This is a genomic window from Microbacterium pumilum, from assembly GCF_039530225.1.
GTDB classification, from domain to species: domain Bacteria; phylum Actinomycetota; class Actinomycetes; order Actinomycetales; family Microbacteriaceae; genus Microbacterium; species Microbacterium pumilum.
Genome location: NZ_BAAAOH010000001.1, coordinates 2,456,695 through 2,482,681 on the forward strand (window position 1 = coordinate 2,456,695; position 25,987 = coordinate 2,482,681).

Below are 25,987 nucleotides of genomic sequence, written 5' to 3' on the forward strand. Positions count from 1 at the left end.
TCGCGGGGCGGCCCCACCCGTATCCTGGGGGCATGGACGACACGCGCGACGCCGAGGCCGCCGACCTGCTGTCACAGCTCGAGATCATCGAAGCGCAGCCGCTCGCCACCCGCGCCGAGGCCTACGACGCCCTACACGACACTCTCGCCCGCCGTCTGGAAGCCGGGCCCGCCGGCGCCGCAGCGCCTCGATGACACCCCGCCTGGACGCGGAATTGGCTGAGCGGGGCCTCGCGCGTTCGCGCACCCACGCGGCGACCCTGATCGCGGGCGGTCTTGTGACCGTCGACGGCCGGCCCGTCGTGAAGGCCTCGACGCAGGTCGGGGACCACGCGGTGCTGGAGGTCGCCGGGGCCGATCACTATGTGAGCCGGGCAGCACACAAGCTCATCACCGGCCTCGACGCATTCGGAGTCGATGTCGCGGGGCGCGTGGCGCTCGACATGGGAGCGTCGACCGGGGGCTTCACCCAGGTGCTGCGCGAGCGCGGCGCGGAACCCGTGATCGCGGTGGATGTCGGTCACGGCCAGCTCGCGGCATCCGTCGGCGTCGACCGCGGCGTCATCTCAATCGAGGGGTTCAACGTCCGCTACATGACTCCGGAGTCCCTGGCCGACGCCAGCGGGATCTCCGCCGCTCCGGCTGTGATCACGGGAGACCTCTCGTTCATCTCGCTCACGCATGTGCTGCCGGCCGCACGAGCGGTCGCGGCATCCGACGCGGACCTGATTCTGCTCGTCAAACCGCAGTTCGAGGTGGGTCGCACCGCGGTCAAGGGTGGTCTGGTGGCGGATGCCGCACTCCGCGCCGATGCCGTCGCCACCGTGCTGTGGGCGGCGTGGGACGAAGGCCTCGGCACGTGCGGCGTCGTCTCCTCCCCGATAGCCGGAACTCACGGAAACAGCGAGTACATCGCACACCTCGCGCCGGGGCGGGGGAGCAATCCGACAGAATGGTTGAGCACCGTGAACCGACTGGCGGGGAGCCAATGACACAGCCTGAGACACGCGTCGAACGCAGCATCCTCGTGGTCGCGCACGCCCTTCGTCACGACACGGTGGTCGCCGCAGAACGTGTGGTCGGTGCCTTGCGTGCGGCAGGCGCGCGCCCGGTGCTCGCCGCCGATGACCGCGATGCGCTCGCCGCGGTGCGGCCGTCGCTGGCGGATGTCACCACCCTCGGCGAAGTGCCGGTGGCCGACATCGAACTGGCCATCGTGCTGGGTGGCGACGGCACGATCCTTCGGGCTGCCGAGCTCGTGCGCGACGGTACCGCGCCGGTGCTCGGCATCAACATGGGCCACGTCGGCTTCCTCGCCGAGATCGAGCGCGACGACATGGACGACGCGGTCAGACGTGTCATCGCGCGCGACTACGACGTCGAGGAGCGCCTCGCACTGCAGGTGCGGGTCAAGGACTCCGCCGATGCGGTCGTGTACGAGACCTGGGCGCTGAACGAGGCCACGGTCGAAAAGGCGAGCCGCGAGCGCATGCTCGAGGTCGTCATGGAGATCGACGGACGACCGCTGTCGACGTTCGGGTGCGACGGCATCGTCGTCTCGACCCCCACCGGTTCCACCGCCTACAACTTCTCTGCGGGCGGCCCCGTGATCTGGCCCACGGTGCAGGCGATCGCCGTGGTGCCGCTGTCGGCCCACGCGCTGTTCGCGAAGCCGCTGGTGGTCGGGCCCGACCATGCGGTGGCGATCGAGCTTCTCCAGCGAACGGCCGACGGCGGCATCCTGTGGTGCGACGGCCGGCGCTCGCACGACCTCCCGCCCGGTGCACGCGTCGTGGTGCGGCGGTCCGAGCGTCCGGTGCGGCTCGCGCGACTGCATCCGGCCGCGTTCACCGATCGCCTGGTGCGCAAGTTCCAGCTTCCCGTGACGGGCTGGCGGGGACCGGCGACCGCGCCCGGGGATCAGCCGTGATCGAAGAGATGCGGCTGCGAGACCTGGGCGTCATCGCCGAGGCGACGCTGCACATCGGTCGAGGATTCACCGCGATCACGGGTGAGACCGGCGCCGGGAAGACGATGGTCGTCACCGGGCTCGGCATGCTGCTCGGCCAGCGCGCTGATTCGGGCGCGGTGCGCTCGGGTGCCGCGCAGGCGTCGGTCGACGGCGTGTGGATCGTGCCGGAGGACGGCCCCGTCGCCGATCGCGTGCGTGAGGCCGGGGGAACCGTCGAGCCACTCGGCGACGGCACGGCCGAGCTGTTCGTGGGGCGATCGGTGTCGAGCGAGGGTCGGGGCCGTGCCACCGTCGGCGGTCGGGCGGCCCCGGCGGGGGTGCTCGCGGATCTCGCCGACGAACTTGTGGTGGTGCACGGCCAGTCCGACCAGCTGCGGCTGCGTTCGGCGGTGGCCCAGCGCGACGCACTCGATCGGTTCGGCGGCGACGACGTTCAGTCGGCGCGCGCGACCTATCGCGATGCCTATGAGCGGTGGCGGGTGATCGACCGGGAACTCACCGATCTCACGACCGATCGCGACGTGCGAGCGGCCGAAGCCGAGCAGCTGCGCAGCCAGCTCGCCGAGATCGAGCAGGCCGCGCCGCAGCCGGGGGAGGACGCGGAGCTGACCGTACGTGCCGAGCGTCTCGCGAACGTCGAAGAGCTGCGCCTCGCGGCCGCGGCGGCGCATGATGCACTGTCCGGAGACGGCGAAGTCCCCGACGCCGGTTCGCTGCTCGCCGAGGCCAGACGCGTCCTCGAGCGTGCGTCGGACCCGGCACTCACCGACCTCGCCGCGGTCGCAGCCGACCTGGGGTACCGCACCGCCGACCTGGCGGCGGCGCTCGCGGGCTATCTGGCGGACCTGGACGAGACCGGCCCCCACGAGCTCGCCGCCGTCGAAGAGCGCCGGGCCGTGCTGACGGCACTCGCCCGGGTGCACGGCAGCCTCGGCGAGGCGATCGCGGTCCTCGAGACCGGTTCGGCGAGGCTCGCCGAGCTCGACGACGACGGGGATCGTGTCGAGCGCCTGACGCGGGAACGGGATGCTGCGGCATCCGTCCTCGACGGCGCCGCAGAAGCGCTCACAGCCGCGCGCACCAGTGCCGCTGAGCGCCTCGGCACGGCCGTGACGGCAGAGCTGCGCGACCTCGCGATGCCGGACGCACGTCTCTCCGTCGCGGTCAGCCCTGGCGCCGAAACCGCGTCGGGCCGCGACGACGTCGCCTTCCTGCTGTCGCCGCACAGCGGCGCTGATCCGCGACCCGTTTCGCGAGGCGCATCCGGAGGCGAGCTCAGCCGGGTGATGCTCGCGATCGAGGTCGTCATCGCCACGACCGACCCGGTCCCCACCTTCGTGTTCGACGAGGTCGACGCCGGCATCGGCGGGGCGGCTGCGATCGAGGTCGGGCGCCGTCTCGCGCGGCTCGCCGAGGCCTCGCAGGTCATCGCCGTGACCCACCTCGCCCAGGTGGCGGCATTCGCCAACAATCATCTCTCCGTCGTGAAGGCGAGCGACGGCTCGGTCACCGCATCCGATGTCCGTCGCCTCGAAGGTCCCGATCGCGAAGCCGAGATGGCCCGGCTGCTGTCGGGATTGACAGACTCGGCGTCGGCGCTGACCCACGCCCGCGAACTGCTGACCTTGGGCGCCTCGATTGCCTGACCGGACTCGCTGGGAGCGTGCGTCAGGATACGCCCATGCGCGTGAGATAGGATAAAAGCCCGTGATGCAGACTTCTTCTTCAGGCGCGGGAACTTCGTACGACACCACCAGACACATCTTCGTGACCGGGGGTGTCGTTTCCTCGTTGGGGAAGGGCCTGACCGCCGCGAGCCTCGGCAACCTGCTCACCGCGCGGGGTCTGCGCGTCGTGATGCAGAAGCTCGACCCGTATCTGAACGTCGATCCGGGCACGATGAACCCGTTCCAGCACGGCGAGGTCTTCGTGACGGATGACGGCGCCGAGACCGATCTCGACATCGGACACTACGAGCGCTTCCTCGACATCGACCTCAGTCAGGCCGCCAACGTGACCACGGGTCAGATCTACTCGCAGGTGATCGCCCGTGAGCGGCGCGGCGAGTACCTGGGCGACACCGTGCAGGTGATCCCGCACATCACCGACGAGATCAAGCGGCGGATGCGGCTGCAGGCCTCCGAAGAGCCGCGACCGGATGTCATCATCACCGAGATCGGCGGCACCGTCGGTGACATCGAATCGCAGCCGTTCATCGAGTCCGCGCGCCAGATTCGCCACGAGCTCGGTCGTGGCAACGTGTTCTTCGTCCACGTGTCGCTGGTTCCGTTCATGGGCGCCTCCGGCGAGCAGAAGACCAAGCCGACGCAGCACTCCGTCGCGACACTCCGGTCCATCGGCATCCAGCCTGACGCGCTCGTGCTGCGCAGTGACCGGCCGGTCACCGAGGCGAACAAGCGCAAGATCGCGCTGATGTGCGACGTCGACGAGGGCGCCGTCGTCAACGCCGTCGACGTGCCGAGCATCTACGACATCCCCTCGATGCTCAACGAGCAGGGCCTCGACGAGTACATCGTGCGCACGCTGGGGCTCTCGCAGGCCGCGGAGGTCGACTGGTCGCGGTGGGAGCGCGTGCTCAAGGCCGTCCACAACCCCAAGCACGACGTGACGATCGGCCTCGTCGGCAAGTACATCGACCTGCCCGACGCGTATCTCTCCGTGACCGAGGCGCTCAAGGCCGGTGGGTTCGCGCAGGAGACCCAGGTCAAGATCCGGTGGATCCCCTCGGACGCGTGCGAGACGCCGGAAGGCGCGGCCAGGGCGTTGGGAGAGGTCGACGGGATCGTCGTGCCCGGCGGGTTCGGCATCCGTGGCATCGAAGGCAAGGTCGGCGCGCTGCGCTTCGCGCGCGAGCAGGGCATCCCCGCTCTCGGCCTGTGTCTCGGCCTGCAGTGCATGGTGATCGAGTACGCTCGCCACGTCGCAGGGCTCGAGGGAGCGTCGTCGAGCGAGTTCGACCCCGACACCGAGTTCCCGGTGATCGCGACGATGGCCGAGCAGGTCGACATCCTCGACCACGGAGACCTGGGCGGCACGATGCGTCTGGGCCTGTACCCGGCGGAGCTCGCCGAGGGCTCGCTCGCCGCGGAGCTCTACGGCTCGGGCCTCGTGGAAGAGCGGCACCGGCACCGCTACGAGGTCAACAACCGCTACCGTGACCGCATCGCCGAGGCGGGACTCGTCTTCTCGGGTCTGTCGCCCGACCGCAACCTCGTCGAATACGTCGAGCTGCCGCGCGACGTCCACCCGTACTACATAGCCACGCAGGCGCACCCGGAGCTGCGCTCGCGGCCGACGGATCCCCATCCGCTGTTCCGCGGGCTCGTCGGCGCCGCGATCGAGCGCCACAGTTCGAGCGAGCTCTTCGACGTCGAGAATGGCTGACCCGGTGGTCCCCGAGCCTGTCGAAGAGGTCGCTGAGCCTGTCGAAGAGGTCGCTGAGCATGTCGAAGCGCTCCGCGACGAGCTCGTCGACGCAGAGGTCGTGGACAGCGATCTCGTCTACCAGGGGCGGGTGTGGGATGTCCGCAGCGACACCGTGCGCTACGGCGACGGCGAGATCGTGCGGCAATACGTCGATCACCCGGGTGCCTCGGCGATCGTGGCGATGGATGACGACGGAAAGGTGCTGCTCATCCAGCAGTACCGGCATCCCATCCGTCATCGGGATTGGGAGATCCCTGCGGGGCTGCTCGACATCGCGGGGGAGTCGCCTCTCGAGACCGCCCAGCGCGAGCTCATGGAAGAGGCTGACCTCGTCGCGGCCGACTGGCGGCCCCTGGTGAGCATCTTCACGACTCCCGGGGGCAACGACGAGGTCGTTCACCTCTTCCTCGCCACTGGACTCTCGCCCGTCGGCCGTGCGCATGCGCGCGAGGCCGAGGAAGCCGACATCCGCATCGAATGGATTCCGTTGGAGGATGCCGTCACCGGGGTCCTGGAAGGACGCCTGCGCAACGGCATCCTCGCGACGGGTGTGCTGGCTGCGGCCGAGCGCCTGCGCCGTGCCGCAGGAGCGGCGGGGAGCGTGCGTCAGCGAGCCGCGAGTTCGGGGCGGAGCCCCAGAGGAGACTGACATGCGGCTCGATCGGGCGGTCGACGCCTACCTGCGGCACATCTCGATCGAGCGCGGCCTGTCGGACCACACCGTTGCCGCCTACCGACACGACCTCGTCGGCTACGTCGCCTGGCTCGATCGGCGCGGCGTGATGGAAACGGGCGATGTCACACCCGAGCTGATCGCGGAGTTCGCCGCGGACCGGGCATCGGCGCAGCCGCCCGTTGCGGCATCCAGTCTCGCGAGACTGCAGTCGTCGGTGCGCGGTCTGCATAGGTTCCTCGCGCGTGAGGGAATCGAGCCGGCCGATCCGTCGACGCGGCTCCGGCCGCCCAAGCAGGCGCAGCGGCTGCCGAAGGCGTTGACGATCGACCAGGTGGAGCGGCTGCTCGACGCCCCCGACCGTGATTCCCCACAGGGCCTCCGCGACCGGGCGCTTCTCGAGCTGCTCTATGCGACAGGGGCCCGCGTGTCCGAGGTGGTGCAGCTCGATGTCGACGATCTGGCGCACGGTGATGTGCTGCGGGTGCGTGGCAAGGGATCGAAGGAGCGGATCGTGCCCGTCGGCTCGTACGCTCGCGCCGCGATCGACGCCTACTTGACGCGGGCTCGTCCCGAGCTGTCGCGTCGGGGAAGGGCCACGCCTCGGCTTTTTCTCGGCTCGCGCGGCGCACCGTTGTCGCGCCAGAGCGCGTGGCTCGTGATCCGGGATGCCGCGGAGCGGGCCGGTCTCACAGCGCACGTGTCTCCGCACACCATGCGGCACTCGTTCGCCACCCACCTGCTGCAGGGCGGTGCCGATGTGCGGGTCGTGCAGGAGCTTCTCGGTCACGCCTCGGTCGCCACGACGCAGATCTACACGCACGTCTCGGTCGACGCCCTGCGCGACGTCTACGCGACCTCGCACCCGCGCGCCCGGTGATATCCGAAACAGGGTCGCCGATTCCTGGCGGAGGGGGCTGATGCTCCCGGGGGACCGCCCTGCTGGTGGATAGAATCGGGGCACGGCAAGGTGAATCAAGGAGAGTCAGTGGCGGTCAGCAAACGGGGCGCGACGACGACCTCAGATGACGAGACCCCGATGGGGCCGACTGGACGCCCGTATCACGGCTTCCCGACGCCGCCCAAGCTCGACGGTCACGGGCCGGCTCGCATCATCTCGCTGTGCAACCAGAAGGGCGGCGTCGGCAAGACGACGACGACCATCAATCTGGCGGCGGCGCTCGCGGCCTACGGGCGCAAGGTGCTCGCCGTGGACTTCGACCCGCAGGGCGCGATGTCGGCCGGGCTCGGCATCCAGACTCACGAGATCCCGACCATCTACGACCTGCTGCTCGACAGCAAGCGCGATCCGAAAGAGGTCGTAGTCCACTCGCGCGTCGAGAATCTCGATGTGATCCCCGCGAACATCGATCTCTCGGCGGCCGAGGTGCATCTCGTCAACGAGGTCGCCCGCGAGCAGTCACTCTCACGCGCATTGCGTGGGGTGAGCGCCGACTACGACGTGGTGCTGATCGACTGCCAGCCGTCGCTCGGGCTGCTGACGGTGAACGCCCTGACGGCGAGCCACGGCGTCATCGTGCCGCTCGAGTGCGAGTTCTTCGCGCTACGCGGAGTCGCCATGCTGATCGAGACCATCGACAAGGTGCGCGACCGGCTGAACCCGACGATCACACTCGATGGCGTGCTCGCGACGATGTTCGACGCGCGCACGCTGCACTCGCGCGAGGTGCTCGAGAGAGTGGTCGACGCGTTCGGAGACGACGTGCTCGAGACCGTGATCGGTCGCACTGTGAAGTTCCCGGATGCCTCGGTCTCCGGCATGCCCATCACCGAGTTCGCGCCCGAGCACGCCGCCGCCCAGGCCTACCTGCGGCTGGCGCGGGAGCTGGTCGCCCGTGGCGCCGTCGCCTGACGAACGCGACCTTCCGGTCACCGAGCCCCTCGAAGAGGCGGGCGACGGATTCCGCGTCTCACTCGGCGTGTTCGACGGTCCGTTCGACCTGCTGCTGACCCTCATCTCGAAGCACGAGCTCGACATCACCGAGGTGTCGCTGTCGAAGGTGACCGACGAGTTCATCGCCTACCTCCGGCTGCTCGGCCCTGACGAAGAGCTCGATCAGGCATCCGAATTCCTCGTGGTCGCCGCCACCCTGCTCGACATGAAGGTCGCGGGGCTGCTGCCGCAGGGCGAGCTCGTGGACGCCGAGTCCGTCGCGCTGCTCGAGGCGCGCGATCTTCTGTTCGCGCGGCTGCTGCAGTACCGCGCCTTCAAAGAGGTGTCCGCGTGGTTCGCCCGGTGCCTGCAGCGGGAGGATCGCCGCCACACGCGCAGCGTGCGGCTCGACGAGAAGTACCGCAAGGCCGTGCCCGAGCTCGTGTGGACCCTGACCGCGGACGACTTCGCGGCGCTGGGGCTACTCGCATTGACGCCGAAGGAGATTCCCCACGTCGGTCTCGACCATCTTCATGCGCCGCTCGTCAGCATCCGCGAGCAGGCGGCCATCGTCGTGACGCTGCTGCGCGATGCGGGAACCCTCAACTTCCGCGAACTCGTCGCCGGAGTCGCCCAGCCGGGTGTCATCGTGGCGAGATTCCTGTCGGTGCTCGAGCTGTACCGCCACGCCGCCCTCTCGTTCGAGCAGCTCGAGCCGCTCGGCGAGCTCACCCTCCGATGGACCGCGCAGCGCTGGTCCGATGAGAACCTCGCGACTCTGGGAGCCGACTATGACCGATGACGCCGAATCCGTTGGCGCGGAGCTCGTCGAGCCGCCTGTCGCCGAGCGTGCCCAGCCGACGCCCGTGCCGGAGGTCGCTCGACGGCTCGAAGCGATCCTCCTCATCCTCGACGAGCCGCAGAGCCTTGTGAGTCTCGCCGCTGCCGTCGCGGCTCCCGTGCCGGCCGTGCGTCAGGCGATCGAAGGGCTCGTCGAAGACTACGACGGGCTCACCGGCGGTCCTCGCCGCGGTTTCGAGCTGCGTGAGGTGGGCGGCGGCTGGCGGCTGTACGTGCGAACTCGCAGGCTCCGTCGCGGCTGTCGCAGGCGGCGCTCGAGACCCTCGCCGTGATCGCCTACAAACAGCCTGTCACGCGCGGCCAGGTCGCATCGATCCGCGCCGTGAACGTGGATTCGGTGGTGCGCACGCTCCTGTCACGCGGGCTCATCACGGAGCTCTTCACGGATGCCGAGACCGGCGCCATCCACTACGGCACCACGGATGCGCTGCTGGTGAATCTGGGCATCAACTCGCTCGACGAGCTGCCGCACATCTCGCCGCTGCTCGACGGCGCGGACGAAGTGAGCGGCGCCGGTGGTTTCGACGACGGGATGCGGCGATGAGCCCTGCAACAGGTTCAGGGGCCGGAGCCGCAGACGAGCCCGGTGACGGCGAGCGGTCGACCGACGGCATCCGGCTCCAGAAGGTGCTCGCCAATGCCGGGGTCGCCTCTCGCCGAGTCGCCGAGAACCTCATCGTCGAGGGACGTGTACGGGTCAACGGCGAGGTCGTGACCGAGCTCGGCTCGCGGATCGATCCGACGACAGACCTCGTCGATGTCGACGGCACCGCAATCCAGCTCGATCCGTCGAAGCGGTACGTCATGCTCAACAAGCCCACGGGTGTGTTCAGCACGATGCGCGACGAGCGCGGTCGTCCCGATCTGCAGCGGTTCACAAACGAGTGGCCCGAGCGGCTCTTCAACGTGGGACGCCTCGATGCCGAGACCAGCGGCCTGCTCCTCCTCACCAACGACGGCGAGCTCTCGCACGTGCTCGCGCATCCGTCCTTCGGAGTCACCAAGGTGTACATCGCGAAGGTCGACGGCCGGGTGACGGCGCAGACCATCGCGACGCTGACCCGCGGCATCGAGCTCGAGGACGGTGCGATCGCGGCCGATAAGGCGCGACTGCTCTCGAGCTCGACGGATGGTGGGGGCTCGCTCATCGAGCTCACCCTGCATTCCGGCCGCAACCGGATCGTGCGTCGAATGATGGATGCCGTGGGACATCCGGTCGTCGATCTCGTGCGCCGCCAGTTCGGCCCCTTGCACCTGGGAACCCTGCCAGCTGGGCGGGCACGCGAATTGACTAAAGTGGAGCGGGGCGCCCTGCTGACACTGGCGCGCCCGGCCCCGAGCGGCCCGTCGCAGGTCCTTCCACAGGATCAGGAACCGCGCCGCGACGACGACCCGCATTCGGCGGGGAGCGACCAGGAGACATAGTGACCGATCACTCGGCAGCGCCGCGCGTCCGCGGCGAGCGAGACCGCGCCGCCGAGTCGACCCTCGCCTCCCGCGTCCAAGGCACAGTGCGCATCGTCGGCGCGGGCCTGCTCGGCTCGAGCATCGGCCACGCGCTCACAGCGCTCGACATCGACGTGGCCCTCGACGACACGTCGCCTGCTCAACTGCGCCTCGCGGTCGACTACGGTGCCGGCCGCCTCGCCGCCGCTGCAGACGATCCGTCGCTCATCGTCGTCGCCGTTCCGCCGGATGTCACCGCCGATGTCATCGAGCGCGAGCTCGCACAGCACCCGAACGCGGTCGTGACGGATGTCGCGAGCGTCAAGCTCGAGCCGCTGCGGACTCTTCGCGAGCGCGGCGTCGACCTCACCCACTACATCGGGTCGCATCCGCTGGCCGGACGCGAACGCGGCGGAGCGATCTCGGCTCGCGCCGACATCTTCGTCGGTCGTCCCTGGGTCGTCTGCCGCGACGAGGACACCCCAGCCGCCGATCTCGCGCTCGTCGAGGGTCTCGCCCTCGACCTGGGTGCGACGCCGCTCGAGATGACGCCCGAAGATCACGATCGGGCGGTCGCCCTCGTGTCGCACGTGCCGCAGCTGGTCGCCAGCCTGCTGGCCGGCCGCTTCGTCGATGCCCCCGATGGCTCGCTGCGACTGGCCGGGCAGGGTGTGCGCGATACGACGCGGATCGCGGCATCCGCCCCCGAACTGTGGGTCCAGATCCTCGGAGCCAACGCGGCGCCCGTCGTCGACGTGCTCGACGCCCTCGCCGACGACCTGTCGACTGTCGCCGATGCGCTGCGTGCCCCTGAGGCACCGGGCTCGCGTCGGGCGGTCGCCGACACGATCCGCCGGGGCAACGACGGCGTCGAGCGCCTGCCCGGCAAGCACGGCCAGAACCGCCGGTTCGACCAGGTCGTCGTCATGGTCGACGACACCCCCGGACAGCTCGGACGGCTGTTCGGCGACCTCGGCGAGCTCGAGGTCAACGTCGAGGATTTCCGGCTGGAGCACTCTCCCGGCGCACAGTTCGGCCTCGCCGAGATCAGCGTGGTGCCCGGCGCCGTGCGTCGCGCCGTAGACGGACTCGAAGCCCGCGGCTGGAAGATTGCGAGCACCACCAATGACTGACCCCTCGACCCCTTCGACACGCTCAGGGACCGGTGCGACCGAAAACCCCATCGTCGTCGCGATCGACGGTCCGGCCGGAAGCGGCAAGTCCAGCGTGTCCAAGCAGGTCGCGCGACGCCTCGGCTACGGCTTCCTCGACACGGGCGCGGCGTATCGCGCGCTGGCATGGTTCGCGCTCGAGCGCGGCGTCGACACGGCGGATGCGGCATCCGTCGAAGCCCTCGCGACTGACTTCGACTACGCGATCTCGCTCGACCCCGACGACTTCTGGGTCCGTGTCGGCTCGACCGATGTCACCTCCGCGATCCGCGAGGTGCGAGTGACGGATGCGGTGAGCGGCGTTGCGCGCGTGCCCGCCGTTCGCGAATCGGTCAACCGGCTCTTCCGCGCGCTCGTGGCGGCATCCGGACGCCCTGGCGTCGTCGTCGAGGGCAGGGACATCACCACTGTCGTCGCGCCGGACGCCCCCGCGAGGATCCTCTTGACCGCGGCGCCCGAGGTGCGCGCGGCGCGTCGCAGCAAAGAGCTGGTGACACAGGATGCCGCGACTGTCGCCGATGCGCTGCGACGCCGCGACGCGTCCGACTCCGCTGTGGTCGACTTCCTCACCGCGGCGCCTGGGGTCACCGTCGTCGACTCCACCGACCTTGATTTCGAACAGACCGTGGACGCCGTGCTCGGCGTCATCCGCACGGTCGTGTCTGCCCCGACAGGAGCCCCTGATGTCCGCTGAGGACCGCGACACCGAAGAGTACGAGGGCGGTCCCGACCACCTCGAAGCGAAGCTCGCCGACCTCGACGAGGAGCTTGCCGAGCAGCGGGCCGCGTCGCTGCGCGCCGGACTCGCCGATTACGAGCTCGACGACGAGGACGCCGAGCTCCTCTCGGGCGTCGAACTCGGCGAGGACGGCATCTTCTACTCGCCGGCGTTGCCGGTCGTCGCGATCGTGGGGCGACCGAACGTCGGCAAGTCCGCGCTCGTGAACCGGATCCTCGGCCGCCGCGAAGCCGTCGTCGAAGACACCCCCGGCGTGACGCGTGACCGCGTCACGTACAAGGCGGAGTGGATGGACCGGAAGTTCTCGCTCGTCGACACCGGCGGATGGGAGCCCGACGCGAAGGGCATCGACCGATCTGTCGCCGCGCAGGCGGAGGTCGCGATCGACCTCTGTGACGTCGTGCTCTTCGTGGTCGACGCGATGGTGGGCGCGACGTCCACCGACGAGCACGTGGTGCGGCTCCTGCGCAAGAGCGGAAAGCCCGTCTTCCTCGTCGCGAACAAGATCGACGACGCGCGGCATGAACCTGAAGCCGCCGCCCTGTGGAACCTGGGGCTCGGCGAGCCGCACCCGGTCTCGGCGATCCACGGCCGTGGGGTGGCCGACCTTCTCGACGAGATCATGAAGGTGCTGCCCGATGTGTCGGCGGTCGCGAAGCAGGAGATCGGCGGACCTCGCCGTGTCGCCATCCTGGGCCGGCCGAACGTCGGCAAGTCGTCGCTGCTCAACCGGGCGGCGGGCGAGGAGCGAGTGGTCGTCAACGAACTCGCCGGGACCACACGCGATCCCGTCGACGAGATCGTCGAACTCGGTGGCCGGATGTGGCGATTCGTCGACACTGCCGGCATCCGTCGTCGTGTGCACCTGCAGCAGGGCGCCGACTTCTACGCCTCGTTGCGCACGTCCGCCGCTCTCGAGAAGGCCGAGGTCGCCGTCGTCGTGATCGACGTCTCGGAGTCGATCTCCGAGCAGGATGTGCGCATCATCGACCTCGTGCTGGAGTCGGGACGCGCACTCGTGCTCGCTTTCAACAAGTGGGACCGGCTGAACGATGCGGATCTCGAGAACCAGGATCGTCGTCGCTACCTCGAACGCGAGATCGAGCAGGACCTCGCGCACGTCGCGTGGGCGCCGCGCGTCAACATCTCAGCGCGCACCGGTCGGCACCTCGAGCGGCTCGTGCCGGCACTCGACCTCGCGCTGGAGTCGTGGGACCGCCGCATCCCGACCGGCAAGTTCAACGCCTTCCTCTCCGAGCTTGTGGCCGAGCACCCGCATCCGCTGCGGGGCGGCAAGCAGCCGCGCATCCTGTTCGGCACGCAAGCGTCGACACGCCCGCCCACTTTCGTGCTCTTCACGACCGGGTTCCTCGATCCCGGGTATCGCCGGTTCATCCAGCGCCGCCTGCGCGAGCTGTACAGCTTCGAGGGCACTCCCATCGTCATCAACATGCGCGTCCGCGAGAAGCGGCAGCGCTGATCTCGGTGCTGCCGGCCGGGCTGATCCCCGGTCGCAGGCACCGGCTCAGCCTGAGACGGGGGAAAGGGTCGGTCTGTGGCAAGATGTCCCACTCTTCACGCTTCGTGTCCCGCTTTCCCCCGGTTAGTTAGCCGGGAGGCGGGGGAAAGTGGGACATGGCGGGATCTCGGTGCTGCCCGGCGCCATAGGATCAGCCCTGACGGCTGGGCCGGATCATCGCTGTGGCATCGGGGGCGCCGAAGCCGAACTGCTCGTAAAGCCCGTGCGCGTCGGCGGTGAAGAGCACCCAGCGGAAGTCGCGGCCGGGACCGTCGTCGATCATTCGCTGAATCAGCTGCTTGCCCAGCGCGTGCCCGCGGTGCTCGGGCAGCACGAAGACGTCCGCGAGATAGGCGAATCCAATGCCGTCCGACGACGCTCGTGCGAACCCGACCTGCGCGCCGGTATCGGCGCGATACGCGCCGACGACCCGCCACGCCGAGGCGAGCTGGGCTTCGATGTCGACACGCGTGCGCCAGCGTCCCCAATACGCATCGGTCGACAGGTAGGCCCACACCACGTCGGGTTGGATGCGCGCAGGGTCGTCATCGAGTTCGTAGTCCATGCCCCTATTCTCGCGAGACGCCGGATGACGGCACCGGGGCCGATCCGGAGTCCGTGGACTGCGCGGTGTGACAGGCTGAGCGGGTGACCATCGAGCCGCCCGTACCCGGAGGGCCGCGGCGTCCGCTCGGACCACGCAACCCCGGCGACGCGTGGGTCGAGGCGCCGACGGGGGAGCGGTACTGGGGCAGGTTCGGCGCCGCTGGTCTTCTCGCGCTCGATCCCCATCGCGGCATACTCCTGCAGCATCGCGTGTCGTGGAGTCATTTCGGTGACACCTGGGCACTGCCGGGCGGCGCCCGGCACCAGGGGGAATCGGCGAGCGATGCCGCTCTGCGTGAGGCCGCAGAAGAGGCCGGAGTGCCGAGAGGCGCGATCCGGCCACGTCTGCTCAGTGTCTTCGACCTCGGCTACTGGAGCTACACGACGCTCGTGGGCGACGTGACCACACCGTTCGAGCCCACGATCAGCGATCCTGAAAGTCACGAGCTCGCGTGGGTGCCTGCGGATGCGATCGATGATCGACCGCTTCACCCGGGCTTCGCATCATCGTGGGAACAGCTGCGTGCGGTGCTCGGCATCCGTCCGGCTGTCGTGGTGGATGTCGCCAACGTCATGGGGTCGACCCCGGACGGCTGGTGGCGCGACCGCGCCGGTGCCGCCGATCGGCTCATCGCACGGATCTCCGATCTCGCGGTGAGCGGGATACGGGCCGATGCGCTCGCGCTGTCCGAGCACCGCTGGTACCCCGAGTGGGTCGCCGTCGTCGAGGGCCAGGCGCGGCGGGCAGGGACCGATGCGTCGAGCGTCGACGTGGTCGCCGCGCCGGGATCAGGCGATGACGCGATCCTCGCCGAGGCGGTGCGGCTGGTGGCCGCAGCGCGCACGGTCACGGTGGTGACGAGCGATCGCGGACTCGCCGATCGGGTGACGGATGCCGGAGCCGCCGTCCGCGGCGCCCGCTGGTTGACGGAGCTTCTCGGCTGATCGATAGGTCGAGGTCGCTCTCGCTCCCGCTCACTCCTCGCGACCGCGGAGCCTGTCGATGTCGCGACGTTCGCGCTTGGTAGGTCGTCCCGCGCCGCGGTCACGAATAGGCACGAACGCGGTCAGCTCGCGCGGCGGCGGGGGAGGGGTCTGGTCATCGAGAGCCGCAGCCGCCTGCACGGCGCCGACACGCTTCGAGATCGGCTGACGCACGACGAGGATCCGGTCGAAGCCCGAGATGCGCACGCGGAGCTCGTCGCCTGGGCGCACCGGCTGGGCGGCCTTCGCACGGTCGCCGTTGACCCGTACATGCCCGGCGCGGCATGCGGTCGTGGCCGCGGAGCGCGTCTTGTACACGCGGACCGCCCACAGCCACGCGTCGACGCGAGCCGAACTCTCCATCATGGCGCGACCTCCGCCATTTCGGTGCTGGCAGCGGACCTTCGCAACCGGTCGGCCACGATGACGCCCGCCGCGATGAGTCCCTGCCCGAGACAGTACGCGAGCATGATCACCGGGCTCGACCAGGGCGGGGCAGCCGCGGGCGTGAAGATCTCGAACGCGAGGATCGTGTCAGAGGCGAGGAAGAACGCCCCGCCCACGGCGATGAGGGGGTGGCAGCGAGATGCCGCAACCGCCGTCCCCCCGAGGACCAGACCGTAGATCGCGACGGAGATGAGCAGACCGCCGAGCGCCGGCCACAGCACCGCGAGCAACAGGCCCCACCAGAGTCCGTACACGACGGCCCAGGGCGGAACCGGCCGCACCGAGAGGATGCGCCAGAACAGCCAGATGTAACACAGGTGAGCGAGGCCGAAGCAAACCAGCATCGTCGGAATGGTGGGCGCCGCAGGGAAGAAGGTGTCGGCGCCGTCCCCGAGCCACGAGAGCGCGATCGCAGTGAACAGGAGGGCAAAGGTCGTGCCCCAGCGAGAGCCGCATCCACCCCAGAGCACGGCGACGGCAAGCAACGGCATCAGGAGGAGCTTCGTCGGGGCTGCGATCGCGACAGCCTCGAGCGAGAGGGCGCCGACGTGAAGGACCGAGACGACGGCGAAGGGGATGAACCCGATCCAGAGCCGGTGCATGGTCCTCCTCATCGAGCGCACGACACCATCATCGTCGCACGTTCGGCAGGCCGGACCGGGCGCCCTGTGGAGGCTACGCGGTCAGATCGAGTGCGACGATCGCGCGATCCGGCTTGGGCCGGGCGACCTCGTGAAAACCGGCATTCTCGAACGTGGACACGACCCCCCGGAAGAGCGAGTTGGAGGACCTCTTCTTGCCTGAGGCGTCGATCGGCTCAGTCGGATAACCCTCGAGGAGCCGGGCGCCATTCGAACGGGAGAAGTCGATGGCCGCGTCGAGAAGGCGCGCGCTGAGGCCTTCGCCGCGATGCTCTCGCCGGACGACGAAGCACGTCACCGCCCAGACGTCGCCGTCCTCCCATGGCTCTTCGGAGTACGCGATGAACTCCTTCGTTCGTGCCAGCCGCTGCTGCCGGGTGCGAGGACCCACGCGGATCCATCCGGCGGCCTCGCCATCGACGTAGGCGATGAGAGCGGGCGGCGGCGCGACATCCATCTCGTCGTGCAGGAGCGCCTTCTTCTGGTCGCGCGTGGTCCGCTGGAAGTCGGCGTTCGTGATGGTCCACCACGCGCACTGGCACGAACTGCCGTCGCCGCCGCCCGTGAGCGCGTGCTGTGCGTCGTCGAATCTCTCGGCCGTCGCAGGTTCGATGGTGATGGTCGGCATGGTTCGACGCTAGGCCGGGGATCCGACATCGGCAACGACGAAGAGGTGTGCGACGGCCCAGAAGGACCGCCGCACACCTCGCCTCAGTTCAGGAGCCGAGTCAGGGGAGGTTGCCGATGCGCTTCCACGTTCCGCATCCGTCCGAGGTGAAGCCCTTGTCGGTCACGAAGATGTAGTACCGGTCACCCACAGCATCCACATAGAGGCTCTCGATCACGTCGACGTCGGCGATGCCGGTGAACGAGCTGTGGAAGACGACCTTGCACCGATCGCTCGCGAAGGGCCCGGAGACCTGCCAGATGCCGGGGCTCACATCCTTGCCGACGATCCAGGTACCGTCTGCGACGGCGGTCTTCACGCTGGTCGCCGGCAGCTTCCATACGCCACAACCCTCCGTGTAGAAGTACTTGTCGGTCGACTTGATCGTCACGACCTTCTGCCCGCCGTAGCCGGCGCTGTAGAAGTACTGCCAGCCGAGCGCACCGGCCTCAACTCCGACGTTCGCATCGGAGCGGCGTTCGAACCAGCAGTTGTTGCCGCCTGTCGCGACGTAGGTTCCCGGCGCGATGTGCTTGCCGACCTCGTACAGGCCGTCCCGGGTGATCGTGTTGGCAGGGACCACCTTCGCTGTCGCCGCACTCGTGACCGCGCGCGTCGTGTAGCCGGATCGCTCACCTGTGACGGTGACGGTGATGGTGCTTCCGACGTCCCTCGATGTGAGTCGGAATGTCGACGCTGTCGCTCCGGCGATGGCGACACCGCCCCGCTTCCACTGGTAGCTGAGCGTGGGCGTCGGCGACCACGTCGGCATCGAAACGCTCAGCGTGACACCGCCACGTGCCGCACCGACGATCTTCGGCGTCGTGACGCCGGCGAAGGGCTTCAGGACGGTCGTCGTCGGAACGCTGGTGCGCGTCGCGGTCGTGTATGACGTGCGCTTGGCCGTCACCGTCACGGTCATCGTCTTGCCTGCATCGCTCGTCGTGAGCTGGTAGGTCGACTTGGTCGCACCCGAGATGGCGGCGCCGCTGCGCTTCCACTGGTAGGTCAGTGTCGCTGCGGGTGCCCAGGTGCCGGCGGCTGCCGTCAGGGTGCTGCCGACCTGCTTGGCACCGCTGACGACAGGCGCGGGCGCCGTCTGGAAGACACCCGGTGCGATGGTCGCACTCGCGTTTCTGCGTATCGTCGGCAGGTGCCCGGGAGTGGTGCCCGTCACCTCCACGCTGAGCTTCTTGCCGAGCGTCGACGCCGTCGGTGTGTAGGACTGTGCCGTGGACTTCGAGTAGGTGACGACACCCTTGCTGTCGATGAACCTCCATCGGTAGGTGAACGTGGTGTCGGCCGGCCATGCGCCGGGCTGTGCCGTCACGACACTGTCGACGCGCACAGTGCCCGAAAGGGTCGGCGTCGGCGCGTCGGTGACCGGCTGCGCCGTCACAGCGAGCGCACCGCTCGTGGCGGTCTGCGTCGTGAAGCCAGGCGCGGCGAACTCCACGACCACGGTGATGGATGTCGAGACATCCTCGATCGCCACGGTGTACGTCGCAGCGGTTGCCCCGCTGATGGCCACCCCGTTGCGCTGCCAGCGGTAGGTCGCTGTGACGCCGGCGGGGACTGCCGCCGAGAGCGTTGCGGTGAGCGTCGCACCGAGCAGGCCCGATCCTGCGATCGACACCGCCGGGACTCCCGTCAGCACGCCCGCCGCGACGGGAGTCGCGCCGCCCACTACGATGCTCGCCGGGGTGAGTCCGTCGGCGGAACCGGTCACGACAGCCCACACGTATCGGCCGTTCAGCTCGGGACCGATGGTCAGGCTCTCGCTCGCAGCACCGTCGATGACCGTGGCCCCTGGGTTCTGGTCGACACCGTCGACGGGTGCGACATAGGCGGCGGACGATTGCCACCACGCGTACGCCAGAGTTGCAGACTCGGGAGTCCACGGCCCGGTCTGGACGGCGACCGTCGAGCCGACGCGCAGATCGCCGGTCAGCGACGACGTTGCCGGTGCAGTCACCGACACCGCATCGACGTCGTCCGCGAAGGCTGCGGGTGACGCGACCAACGGTGCGAAGACGAGAGCAAGGACGGTGACCACTGCTGCGAAGGTGCGTCTGTGCGACCTGGTCGCTGATGGATCGGTGGATGGATGAAATGCCGTCGCGGACGGCACGAAGACATTCGTCATCGAGATGTGACTTTCCCCAGTCAAGTGCGGCACTCGTCAGGATGTTGACGAATGTTCAGGGGAAATTGTAAGTACGGCGGTCGGCACGTTCGAACAGCCTGTGGATGAGTCTCGAGGAGCGCTCCGCGTTCGCGCCCATTGCGGCGCTCGGGTACGATGGGTGAGTTGTCCGCGCTCAGGCACGGGCATCGGGATGTGGCGCAGCTTGGTAGCGCACTTGACTGGGGGTCAAGGGGTCGCAGGTTCAAATCCTGTCATCCCGACAGTTGAAGAAAGGGTCGGCCGCAAGGCCGGCCCTTTCTTCACGTCAACCGTCCTGTCGAGGGCGTGACGATCCCGCGAGGACGGAATCAGCGGAGCGGACCGAAGAACGCCTGCACGTCTTCGGCGAGCACCTCGGGCAGTTCCATCGCGGGAAAGTGCTGCCCGTTTCCGAACTCGACCCAGCGCGCGTCCTCGGGCGAGCGCATCACCCTGCGAACGGTCTCGTCCGCACCGAAGACCGTGAAGGACTGCGGGACGGTCACCGGTCCGCCCCACTCGCTCGAGTGGGCCTGGTCGTAGAGCGTGTGCGCGGCCGAAGCGCCGGCTCGGCCGAACCAGGCCACGGAGACGAGGGTCAGGATCAGCTCAGGGTCGAGGTCGACATCCGTCCACTCCTGGAGCTTCTCGACGATCCATGCGAGCAGGAACGTCGGCGAGTCCGTCAGCCCGTAGCCGATCGTCTGCGGGCGCGTGTTCTGGATGGCGAGGTAGCCAGAGGCGTCGTTGCGGAAAGCGGCCATCCGCTCGAGGATGAGCTGATCGATCGGATCCGAGGCATCCAGGCTGTCAGCCATTCCCGGGATGAAGGTCGCCGCGCTCGCCGCGGTCATCGGGTCGGTCACGACGTGGATCCCGACGACATGCTCGGGATCACGGCTCGCGACCATGCCCGATACACCGGCGCCGATGTCGCCACCGTGCACGCCATACCGCCTGTATCCCAAACGGCGCATGAGTTCGATCCACGCGTCGGCGATCCTGCCCATCGACCAGCCGGCGCCGGAGAGCGGCGTCGAGAATCCGTAGCCGGGCAGCGACGGCGCGACGACGTGGAACGCTGGACCGTTCGACGGATCGGTCAGCAGGTCGACGAGCCGCGCGAACTCCACATTGGAGCTCGGGAATCCGTGCGTGAGCAGCAACGCGGGCGCGTCTTCGCGGTCGCAACGGGCGTGCAGGAAGTGGACGCGCTGACCGTCGATCTCCGTGACGAACTGCGGAATCCGGTTCAGCCGTTCCTCGTGGGCGCGCCAGTCGTAGTCGCTTCGCCAGGCGTCCGCGAGCTCGCGCAGTTCAGCTGCACGGATGCCGCGCTCGCGGCCGTCGGCGGGTGACTCGTCCGACCATCGGGTGCGGGCGAGCCGATCGCGCAGATCGTCGAGGTCGGCGTCCTCGACGGCGATGCTGAATGGCTGGATGTCGTTCATCGAGGTCTCCTCGCCGAGTCGTTCGTGGAAGTTCGGTGCGTCTTGCTGCGACAAGGCTAGGGCCCCATGCGGAACGCTTCTTTCCGCAATTCGTGAGATCGTGGGACCATGCTCGAAACCTCCGCTCGGCTGCTGCGCTTGCTCTCGCTGCTGCAGGTGCGCCGCGACTGGACCGGGCCGGCGCTGGCCGAGCGGCTCGAAGTGACGACGCGAACCGTGCGAAACGACATCGATCGTCTTCGCAGGCTCGGCTACCCGGTCGAGGCGAGCCCGGGAGTCGCCGGCGGCTATCGCCTGGGTGAGACGGTCACGATGCCGCCGATGCTCCTCGACGACGAGGAGGCGGTCGCGATGGCGATTGCGCTGCGGACTGCGACGTCGGCGACAGTCGAGGGGATGGGCGAGGCATCCGTCCGTGCGCTCGTCAAGCTGCAGCGACTGCTGCCGTCGCGACTGCGTGAGCGCGTCGAGTCGCTGCGGGTGGCCGCGCTGACCATCCCGACAGGCGGCGGACGCATCGACCCGGGAGTGCTCGTCACGATCGCGGCAGCGTGCCGCAATGCCGAGCGACTGCGTTTCTCGTACGAGGCTCATTCCGGCTCGACGAGCAGTCGCGACGTGGAGCCGTATCGACTCGTCACGAGGGACGGGCGCTGGTACCTCTTCGGATGGGATCGCGAGCGAGCGGGGTGGCGGACGTTCCGGGTCGACCGCATTCAACTGCGACTTCCCGTGGGGCCGCGCTTCTCTCCGCGTGCGACGCCGCCCGACGATGCCATCGCGGCCCACGTCGCGCGGGGGGTCGATCGCGGCACGTGGCGGTTCCGCGCGCGAGTCGTGGTGCATGCTTCGGCAGCGTATGTCAGGCAGCGGATCCTCATCCCGATCGAGATCACCGAGCGCGGGCCGGACCGCAGCGAACTCGTGCTGGGATCCGACGACCCCGGCATGCTCGCACTGCACCTGAGCATGCTCGACGCCGAGTTCGACGTGATCGACGCGCCAGCGCTCGTCGCCGCGCTGCGCGCGCTCGCGGCCCGGCTCGACCGCGCGGCGGGAGCATTCGTCGAGCCGGAGCCGGCAGCGACCATGCCGGTCCGCTCCGAGCGCTGACTGTCCCTGGCTTGCGGAGTGCTCAGCCGGACACCGACGATGGGGTCATGGGGGATTCGAGCGAGGCGGCGGTGCAGCCGCGTGGGCGACGCGCCGCGTGGATCTCCCTCGCGCTCGTGCTGGTGCTCGTCGTCGCGGGGCTCATCACCTGGGCATTGCGTCCGGCCGCGCCTGCGGCATCCGCTCCCACAGTGACGGCGACCCCCGTGCCCACCCCCACGCCGACACCGACCCCCACGCCGACCCCGACCGGGTATCCGGCGAACACCGCGTCGTACGACGCGGCGACGCTCCCGCAGGTGAATGTGTTCGCGGTGATCCCCGAGCTGCCCGTCGACGACGATGCCTACGGTGACTTCACGGGCGAGCACGCGGTGGCGCGGGGCATCGGAGCACCGGTGTTCGCCGATCCCACCACCCAGCCGGTCGCGTATCTGCCGAGTGAGTTCCCCTACGACGGCACGACGGTTCCGGTCGTGCAGAAGGAAGAGAACTGGGTCAAGGTGCTGCTCGTCGGGCGCCAGGCGACGCCGTCGCACGGAAACTCCGCACAGGTGACCGGGTGGCTTCGGACGCAGGATGTCGAGCTGGCTCCTGACGACACCGTCGTCGAAGTGAGCATCTCGGCGCGAACGGTCGACATCGTGCGGGCCGGCGTCACCGAGCGGGTGGCGACGGATTTCGCATGGGGCACCCCCGACACCCCGACCCCCGTCGGTCGCGCTTTCATCATGACGACGGCGGTCGTCCCGGAGTTCTGGTACACCCGCGGTCACCCGATCGTCTACCTGTCGGTGCAGTCGCCGACGCTCGACGGGTTCGGTGGCGCGGACGTGGCGATCACGGCATTCCACTATCACGATGAGCGTTCGGGGCCGATCTCGAACGGCTGCATCCGCCTCGACTCCGCGGCGATCGATCGGCTGGCCCAGCTTCCGCTCGGCACGCCCGTCGTCATAAGGGCCTGAGGATGCGGTGCTGCGAAGCGGCTTCGACCCGCGCGCCCTCGTCATCCACACAGCGGCGGTGGCGGCATCCGCCGTCGTGACCACGTGGTGATCCGATCGACGGCGCCGATGAACGCCCACCGTACGGGCCATCGCCGACCCCGAGTCTGACAAGCTGGAACGTGGGCGCGGCGACCGCGCCCCGAAGGAGATCTCCCATGGATCAGCGAGCCCTCGGGCGCACGGAACGCAAGGTATCGGCGATCGGCCTCGGCACATGGCAGCTCGGCGCCGACTGGGGTGCGGTGAGCGCCGAAGACGCGTCGGCGCTGATGGCGGCATCCGTCGAGCGGGGTGTGACGCTGTTCGACACCGCGGATGTCTACGGCGACGGGCGCAGCGAGTCGCTCATCGGGTGGTTCCTCGAAGGGCGGCCGGGCCACGACATCACGGTCGCGACCAAGATGGGCCGACGGATGCCGCAGGAGCCCGAGAACTACACGCCCGAGAACTTTCGCGCGTGGACGGATCGGTCGCGGCAGAACCTCCGCGTCGAGACGCTCGACCTCGTTCAGCTGCATTGCCCGCCGACGGCCGTGATCGAGGATGCCGCGACCTACGATGCCCTCGATGCTCTCGTAGACGAGGGAGTGATCGCCGCGTACGGCGTGTCGGTCGAGACCTGCGAACAGGCTCTCGCCGCGATCGCGAGACCGAACGTGACGAACGTGCAGATCATCTTCAACCCGTTCCGGCTCAAGCCGCTCGATGCGGTGCTTCCGGCCGCTGCGGCCGCGAAGGTCTCGATCTTCGCGCGGGTTCCGCTCGCTTCGGGCCTGCTGTCGGGCAAGTATTCGTCGGCCACCACTTTCGCCGAGAGCGACCACCGCACCTACAACCGTCAGGGTGAGGCATTCGATCGGGGCGAGACCTTCTCGGGGGTCGAGTTCGACACCGGGCTCGCGGCCGTCGCCGAGCTCGCGACGGCCCTACCGGATGGCGTGTCGCTGCCCGCGGCCACACTTGCGTGGATCGTTTCGCAGCCCGGTGTGACGAGTGCGATTCCCGGAGCACGGTCGGTCGCGCAGGCGACGACGAACGCCGACGCCGAGGCGCTGCTCGGCTCGGGGTTCGATGTGTCGGCGTTCGGTGCCGTCATCCGGGATGTGTACGACCGGCGGCTGCGAGAGGCCATCCACCCGCTCTGGTGATCGAGCCGGCGTCCCGCGGTGCCGTACGCGGCGGCGCGCGCGGCTCGCGCCGGCACGACCGAGCGCCCCGGCGCCGAGAGGCACCGGGGCGCTGGCCCCGTGGGGGGTTATGGGGTCGGGTAGTCCGTGATGTAGACGGGTGCCCCGACGCGGGTCGTATCCGCGGCGTCGCCCACGCCGTTCACGACGTGCTCGATCGTGCCTGCGCTGAGGTTCACCGTCATGATGTGGTGCAGCTGAACCCCGGGGCGCTGCGGTACTTCGAATCCGTCGGTCGTCGTGATCGACGGGTTGTTCTGGTTGAAGACGTAGACACCGCCGCCATCAAGGCGATGGGTCTTCACCTTCTTGTCGACCACGTACCCGGGGTAGCCGAGCGTGCCGTCGGGCTGGGTCCAGTCGGCCTGCAAGGGCGGGTCGTAGGGCAGTTCGTTCTGGTACAGGATGACGCGCCCGTTCTCGCCCTTCCAGAGCGTGTTGTAACGCTGGAAGTGCTCTACGAACAACCCCGTCGCGGTGACGTTGTCGCCGTTGACGATGACGCCGTTCTTTCCGGTGTTCGTGTTCCACCGGTCGGTGTCGCCGTTCACGCCGTTCGTGAAGCCTTCCACGCCGTGGTCACCGCGCCACACCCAGGTGTGGTCGATGAGCACGTTGTCGGCGTTGATCTCGAGCGCTGTGGTGGCCTTGCCGATGTGCGGACCGCCGACGCGGAAGTACACGTCGTTCAGCGTGATCGGGTTGTTCTTTGAGAGCTTGCTCGACAGATTGAGCGTCTTCGACAGCCCCACCTTGAGCAGCACCGGCGACAGCTTCTCGCCGGCATCGATCGTGATGCCCGCGACGACGATGCCCGGGACGTCCGCGATCGCCAGGGGAGTGGCACCCTTCTTGGCCGTGAGCGTCGCGTGCCCGAGACCGAGCACCACCGTGTTGGGCCGCCATACCAGCATCGTCGACGGGATGTCGTACACGCCCGGCGTGAAGATGAGGTTCTTGCCGAGTGCGAGCGCCGCGTTGATCTTCGTCACCGAATCGCCGGGCTTCGCGATGTAGAAGTCCTTGATCGGGATGCTGCGACCCGCCGTCTCGCCGGCGCCCCAGCTGATGCCGCTGGACTCGCGCTGCACACCCGGGACGCGGACGTTGTAGCGGCCCTGGTCGTCGACGTACAGGTACGGCTTCTCCCGGCTGATCGGCGTCTTGTCGATCGTCGTATATGGCGGGTCGGGGAACGCGGCGTCGCCTGGGGCGCCGACGACACCCGAGAACACCTGGTTCCACACCGCGTTGCTCCAGTTGGTCACCTCGCTGTTGCGGGTGAGCCACTGCTGCTGCGAGCCGTTGGTGACGGTCTGCAGGCGGGTGTCGCCGATGTACCCGCCGCTGGCATACTGCGGTCCGGCAGTGCAGTAATCCATGAGCGACACGTTGCCCGTGACGTCGACCCGACGCATCGAGACGGCTTGGGACACCGCCCAGAAGTTGGCGGTCTGGCGGCATCCGTCTTGGCCCGCCTTGTTCACGTCGATGGACAGATTCGAGATGGTGCGCCAGAAGTTGACCAGCGCGAGGCAGTTGCTGGTGCCTCCATCCGCGAGGCACCGGTTGTACACCTCTATGGCCCCGTTCACGTTGACGTCGCCCGGATCGGCGCCGAGGCCGGCAACCTCGGTGTAATAGCCCACCTCGAACTGCAGGGGAGCCTCATCCGTGCCGTAGTCGCCCGGCAGGAAGTACACCGCATGACGGGTCGTGCCCATCTCGGCATCGCGCTGCTGATCGGCGAGCGCATCGAGAGACGACTGGATGTCGGCGAGGGGGGTGTCGGGACTGAAGATCGTGACATTCGGGCCGAAGTCCGGATGTATGGGATCGACGGCCGCCGGAGCCACCGCGGCGGCAGGGGACGCCATGAGCGCTCCGGCGATCAGCGCTGCGCCGGTGACGGCCGCAGCCAGTCGTCGCGTGCGGGGGACAGGTGCGTGCATATTGCGAAGGTCCTCTCCGTCGAGGGATGTCCGCGGCGGG

The 25,987-nt window shown here is 68.8% G+C and carries 24 protein-coding genes, 1 tRNA gene and 1 pseudogene; 19 read left to right on the top strand and 7 right to left on the bottom strand.

The features are described 5' to 3' along the window. Nucleotides 1-32 precede the first annotated feature (32 nt). The 14 genes and pseudogenes from ABD188_RS10800 to der all read left to right on the top strand — a co-directional run bounded on the left by ABD188_RS10800 (nucleotide 33) and on the right by der (nucleotide 13,683). Nucleotides 33-194 (top strand): hypothetical protein, encoded by a 162-nt coding sequence (locus ABD188_RS10800; RefSeq protein WP_344061750.1) that lies wholly within the window; start codon nucleotides 33-35, stop codon nucleotides 192-194. Continuing rightward, on the top strand, nucleotides 191-991 hold the full coding sequence (locus ABD188_RS10805; RefSeq protein WP_344061753.1) for a TlyA family RNA methyltransferase: 801 nt from the start codon (nucleotides 191-193) through the stop codon (nucleotides 989-991). The genes ABD188_RS10800 and ABD188_RS10805 overlap by 4 nt, the downstream gene beginning before the upstream one ends. Then, nucleotides 988-1,929 carry an NAD kinase gene (locus ABD188_RS10810; protein ID WP_344061756.1) on the top strand — a complete coding sequence of 314 codons (942 nt, stop codon included), beginning with the start codon at nucleotides 988-990 and terminating at the stop codon, nucleotides 1,927-1,929. The genes ABD188_RS10805 and ABD188_RS10810 overlap by 4 nt, the downstream gene beginning before the upstream one ends. Continuing rightward, on the top strand, nucleotides 1,926-3,617 hold the full coding sequence (recN, locus tag ABD188_RS10815) for a DNA repair protein RecN (protein WP_344061759.1): 1,692 nt from the start codon (nucleotides 1,926-1,928) through the stop codon (nucleotides 3,615-3,617). The genes ABD188_RS10810 and recN overlap by 4 nt, the downstream gene beginning before the upstream one ends. A 64-nt stretch (nucleotides 3,618-3,681) precedes the next feature. Further along, nucleotides 3,682-5,376 carry a CTP synthase gene (gene pyrG, locus ABD188_RS10820; protein WP_344061762.1) on the top strand — a complete coding sequence of 565 codons (1,695 nt, stop codon included), beginning with the start codon at nucleotides 3,682-3,684 and terminating at the stop codon, nucleotides 5,374-5,376. Further along, nucleotides 5,369-6,067 (top strand): NUDIX domain-containing protein, encoded by a 699-nt coding sequence (locus tag ABD188_RS10825; RefSeq protein ID WP_344061765.1) that lies wholly within the window; start codon nucleotides 5,369-5,371, stop codon nucleotides 6,065-6,067. Before pyrG ends, ABD188_RS10825 begins: the two co-directional genes overlap by 8 nt. 1 nt (nucleotide 6,068) lies before the next feature. Next, complete coding sequence (gene xerD, locus ABD188_RS10830; RefSeq protein WP_344061768.1) at nucleotides 6,069-6,971, top strand: site-specific tyrosine recombinase XerD; 903 nt, start codon at nucleotides 6,069-6,071, stop codon at nucleotides 6,969-6,971. A 159-nt stretch (nucleotides 6,972-7,130) separates the two neighbouring features. Beyond that, nucleotides 7,131-7,964 carry a ParA family protein gene (locus ABD188_RS10835; protein WP_344067025.1) on the top strand — a complete coding sequence of 278 codons (834 nt, stop codon included), beginning with the start codon at nucleotides 7,131-7,133 and terminating at the stop codon, nucleotides 7,962-7,964. Continuing rightward, nucleotides 7,948-8,787 (top strand): segregation and condensation protein A, encoded by an 840-nt coding sequence (locus tag ABD188_RS10840; RefSeq protein ID WP_344061771.1) that lies wholly within the window; start codon nucleotides 7,948-7,950, stop codon nucleotides 8,785-8,787. Before ABD188_RS10835 ends, ABD188_RS10840 begins: the two co-directional genes overlap by 17 nt. After that, nucleotides 8,777-9,390: pseudogene (gene scpB / locus ABD188_RS10845) on the top strand (SMC-Scp complex subunit ScpB). Before ABD188_RS10840 ends, scpB begins: the two are co-directional and overlap by 11 nt. Beyond that, the gene (locus ABD188_RS10850; RefSeq protein WP_344061774.1) at nucleotides 9,387-10,271 is read left to right on the top strand and encodes a pseudouridine synthase; all 885 of its coding nucleotides are present in this window, start codon (nucleotides 9,387-9,389) and stop codon (nucleotides 10,269-10,271) included. Before scpB ends, ABD188_RS10850 begins: the two are co-directional and overlap by 4 nt. Further along, nucleotides 10,271-11,425: a prephenate dehydrogenase gene (locus tag ABD188_RS10855; RefSeq protein WP_344061777.1), complete on the top strand. Its 1,155-nt coding sequence runs from the start codon at nucleotides 10,271-10,273 to the stop codon at nucleotides 11,423-11,425. The genes ABD188_RS10850 and ABD188_RS10855 overlap by 1 nt, the downstream gene beginning before the upstream one ends. Beyond that, on the top strand, nucleotides 11,418-12,158 hold the full coding sequence (gene cmk, locus ABD188_RS10860; protein WP_344061780.1) for a (d)CMP kinase: 741 nt from the start codon (nucleotides 11,418-11,420) through the stop codon (nucleotides 12,156-12,158). Before ABD188_RS10855 ends, cmk begins: the two co-directional genes overlap by 8 nt. Then, nucleotides 12,148-13,683 carry a ribosome biogenesis GTPase Der gene (gene der / locus ABD188_RS10865; protein WP_344061783.1) on the top strand — a complete coding sequence of 512 codons (1,536 nt, stop codon included), beginning with the start codon at nucleotides 12,148-12,150 and terminating at the stop codon, nucleotides 13,681-13,683. The genes cmk and der overlap by 11 nt, the downstream gene beginning before the upstream one ends. Before the next feature lie 190 nt (nucleotides 13,684-13,873). Here der and ABD188_RS10870 read toward each other — a convergent pair whose 3' ends face one another. Next, nucleotides 13,874-14,287, bottom strand: coding sequence for a GNAT family N-acetyltransferase (locus tag ABD188_RS10870; RefSeq protein ID WP_344061786.1), 414 nt, complete (start codon nucleotides 14,285-14,287; stop codon nucleotides 13,874-13,876). 83 nt (nucleotides 14,288-14,370) lie between these two features. Between ABD188_RS10870 and ABD188_RS10875 the strand changes: the two genes are divergently transcribed. Then, nucleotides 14,371-15,273, top strand: a complete 903-nt coding sequence (locus ABD188_RS10875) for an NUDIX domain-containing protein (protein ID WP_344061789.1) — start codon at nucleotides 14,371-14,373, stop codon at nucleotides 15,271-15,273. A 30-nt stretch (nucleotides 15,274-15,303) separates the two neighbouring features. Here the strand turns inward: ABD188_RS10875 and ABD188_RS10880 are convergent, their stop codons facing one another. The 4 genes from ABD188_RS10880 to ABD188_RS10895 form a co-directional block, all read right to left on the bottom strand. Continuing rightward, entirely contained in the window at nucleotides 15,304-15,675 is a 372-nt protein-coding gene (locus ABD188_RS10880; RefSeq protein ID WP_344067027.1) for an RNA-binding S4 domain-containing protein, read from the bottom strand. Next, nucleotides 15,675-16,361, bottom strand: a complete 687-nt coding sequence (locus ABD188_RS10885; protein WP_344061792.1) for a lysoplasmalogenase — start codon at nucleotides 16,359-16,361, stop codon at nucleotides 15,675-15,677. Before ABD188_RS10885 ends, ABD188_RS10880 begins: the two co-directional genes overlap by 1 nt. A gap of 73 nt (nucleotides 16,362-16,434) precedes the next feature. Beyond that, nucleotides 16,435-17,028 (bottom strand): GNAT family N-acetyltransferase, encoded by a 594-nt coding sequence (locus ABD188_RS10890; RefSeq protein ID WP_344061795.1) that lies wholly within the window; start codon nucleotides 17,026-17,028, stop codon nucleotides 16,435-16,437. A 100-nt stretch (nucleotides 17,029-17,128) separates the two neighbouring features. Continuing rightward, nucleotides 17,129-19,123, bottom strand: coding sequence for an Rv1352/Rv1906c domain-containing protein (locus ABD188_RS10895; protein ID WP_344061798.1), 1,995 nt, complete (start codon nucleotides 19,121-19,123; stop codon nucleotides 17,129-17,131). A 279-nt stretch (nucleotides 19,124-19,402) separates the two neighbouring features. Here ABD188_RS10895 and ABD188_RS10900 point away from each other — a divergent pair. Continuing rightward, nucleotides 19,403-19,476 (top strand) — tRNA-Pro (locus ABD188_RS10900). An 87-nt stretch (nucleotides 19,477-19,563) separates the two neighbouring features. Here ABD188_RS10900 and ABD188_RS10905 read toward each other — a convergent pair. After that, nucleotides 19,564-20,685, bottom strand: coding sequence for an epoxide hydrolase family protein (locus ABD188_RS10905; RefSeq protein ID WP_344061801.1), 1,122 nt, complete (start codon nucleotides 20,683-20,685; stop codon nucleotides 19,564-19,566). 108 nt (nucleotides 20,686-20,793) lie between these two features. Between ABD188_RS10905 and ABD188_RS10910 the strand changes: the two genes are divergently transcribed. The 3 genes from ABD188_RS10910 (at nucleotide 20,794) to ABD188_RS10920 (ending at nucleotide 23,956) form a co-directional block, all read left to right on the top strand. Then, nucleotides 20,794-21,798, top strand: a complete 1,005-nt coding sequence (locus ABD188_RS10910) for a helix-turn-helix transcriptional regulator (protein WP_344061804.1) — start codon at nucleotides 20,794-20,796, stop codon at nucleotides 21,796-21,798. Nucleotides 21,799-21,845: 47 nt separating this feature from the next. After that, entirely contained in the window at nucleotides 21,846-22,766 is a 921-nt protein-coding gene (locus tag ABD188_RS10915) for a L,D-transpeptidase (RefSeq protein ID WP_344061807.1), read from the top strand. A gap of 197 nt (nucleotides 22,767-22,963) precedes the next feature. Then, the gene (locus tag ABD188_RS10920; RefSeq protein ID WP_344061810.1) at nucleotides 22,964-23,956 is read left to right on the top strand and encodes an aldo/keto reductase; all 993 of its coding nucleotides are present in this window, start codon (nucleotides 22,964-22,966) and stop codon (nucleotides 23,954-23,956) included. Between the two features lie 107 nt (nucleotides 23,957-24,063). Here ABD188_RS10920 and ABD188_RS10925 read toward each other — a convergent pair whose 3' ends face one another. After that, nucleotides 24,064-25,947: a glycosyl hydrolase family 28-related protein gene (locus ABD188_RS10925; protein ID WP_344061814.1), complete on the bottom strand. Its 1,884-nt coding sequence runs from the start codon at nucleotides 25,945-25,947 to the stop codon at nucleotides 24,064-24,066. Nucleotides 25,948-25,987: the final 40 nt, after the last annotated feature.

Excerpts from the sequence above, each read along its gene's own strand:
- ABD188_RS10800 (WP_344061750.1), top strand. The coding sequence starts at position 33 with ATGGACGACACGCGCGACGCCGAGGCCGCCGACCTGCTGTCACAGCTC.
- ABD188_RS10910 (WP_344061804.1), top strand. The coding sequence starts at position 20,794 with ATGCTCGAAACCTCCGCTCGGCTGCTGCGCTTGCTCTCGCTGCTGCAG.
- der (WP_344061783.1), top strand. The coding sequence starts at position 12,148 with ATGTCCGCTGAGGACCGCGACACCGAAGAGTACGAGGGCGGTCCCGAC.
- ABD188_RS10850 (WP_344061774.1), top strand. The coding sequence starts at position 9,387 with ATGAGCCCTGCAACAGGTTCAGGGGCCGGAGCCGCAGACGAGCCCGGT.
- ABD188_RS10920 (WP_344061810.1), top strand. The coding sequence starts at position 22,964 with ATGGATCAGCGAGCCCTCGGGCGCACGGAACGCAAGGTATCGGCGATC.
- ABD188_RS10880 (WP_344067027.1), bottom strand. The coding sequence starts at position 15,675 with ATGGAGAGTTCGGCTCGCGTCGACGCGTGGCTGTGGGCGGTCCGCGTG.
- ABD188_RS10805 (WP_344061753.1), top strand. The coding sequence starts at position 191 with ATGACACCCCGCCTGGACGCGGAATTGGCTGAGCGGGGCCTCGCGCGT.
- ABD188_RS10835 (WP_344067025.1), top strand. The coding sequence starts at position 7,131 with ATGGGGCCGACTGGACGCCCGTATCACGGCTTCCCGACGCCGCCCAAG.
- ABD188_RS10870 (WP_344061786.1), bottom strand. The coding sequence starts at position 14,287 with ATGGACTACGAACTCGATGACGACCCTGCGCGCATCCAACCCGACGTG.
- ABD188_RS10810 (WP_344061756.1), top strand. The coding sequence starts at position 988 with ATGACACAGCCTGAGACACGCGTCGAACGCAGCATCCTCGTGGTCGCG.
- ABD188_RS10915 (WP_344061807.1), top strand. The coding sequence starts at position 21,846 with ATGGGGGATTCGAGCGAGGCGGCGGTGCAGCCGCGTGGGCGACGCGCC.
- xerD (WP_344061768.1), top strand. The coding sequence starts at position 6,069 with ATGCGGCTCGATCGGGCGGTCGACGCCTACCTGCGGCACATCTCGATC.
- cmk (WP_344061780.1), top strand. The coding sequence starts at position 11,418 with ATGACTGACCCCTCGACCCCTTCGACACGCTCAGGGACCGGTGCGACC.
- ABD188_RS10905 (WP_344061801.1), bottom strand. The coding sequence starts at position 20,685 with ATGAACGACATCCAGCCATTCAGCATCGCCGTCGAGGACGCCGACCTC.
- ABD188_RS10890 (WP_344061795.1), bottom strand. The coding sequence starts at position 17,028 with ATGCCGACCATCACCATCGAACCTGCGACGGCCGAGAGATTCGACGAC.
- ABD188_RS10885 (WP_344061792.1), bottom strand. The coding sequence starts at position 16,361 with ATGCACCGGCTCTGGATCGGGTTCATCCCCTTCGCCGTCGTCTCGGTC.
- pyrG (WP_344061762.1), top strand. The coding sequence starts at position 3,682 with ATGCAGACTTCTTCTTCAGGCGCGGGAACTTCGTACGACACCACCAGA.
- ABD188_RS10825 (WP_344061765.1), top strand. The coding sequence starts at position 5,369 with ATGGCTGACCCGGTGGTCCCCGAGCCTGTCGAAGAGGTCGCTGAGCCT.
- ABD188_RS10925 (WP_344061814.1), bottom strand. The coding sequence starts at position 25,947 with ATGCACGCACCTGTCCCCCGCACGCGACGACTGGCTGCGGCCGTCACC.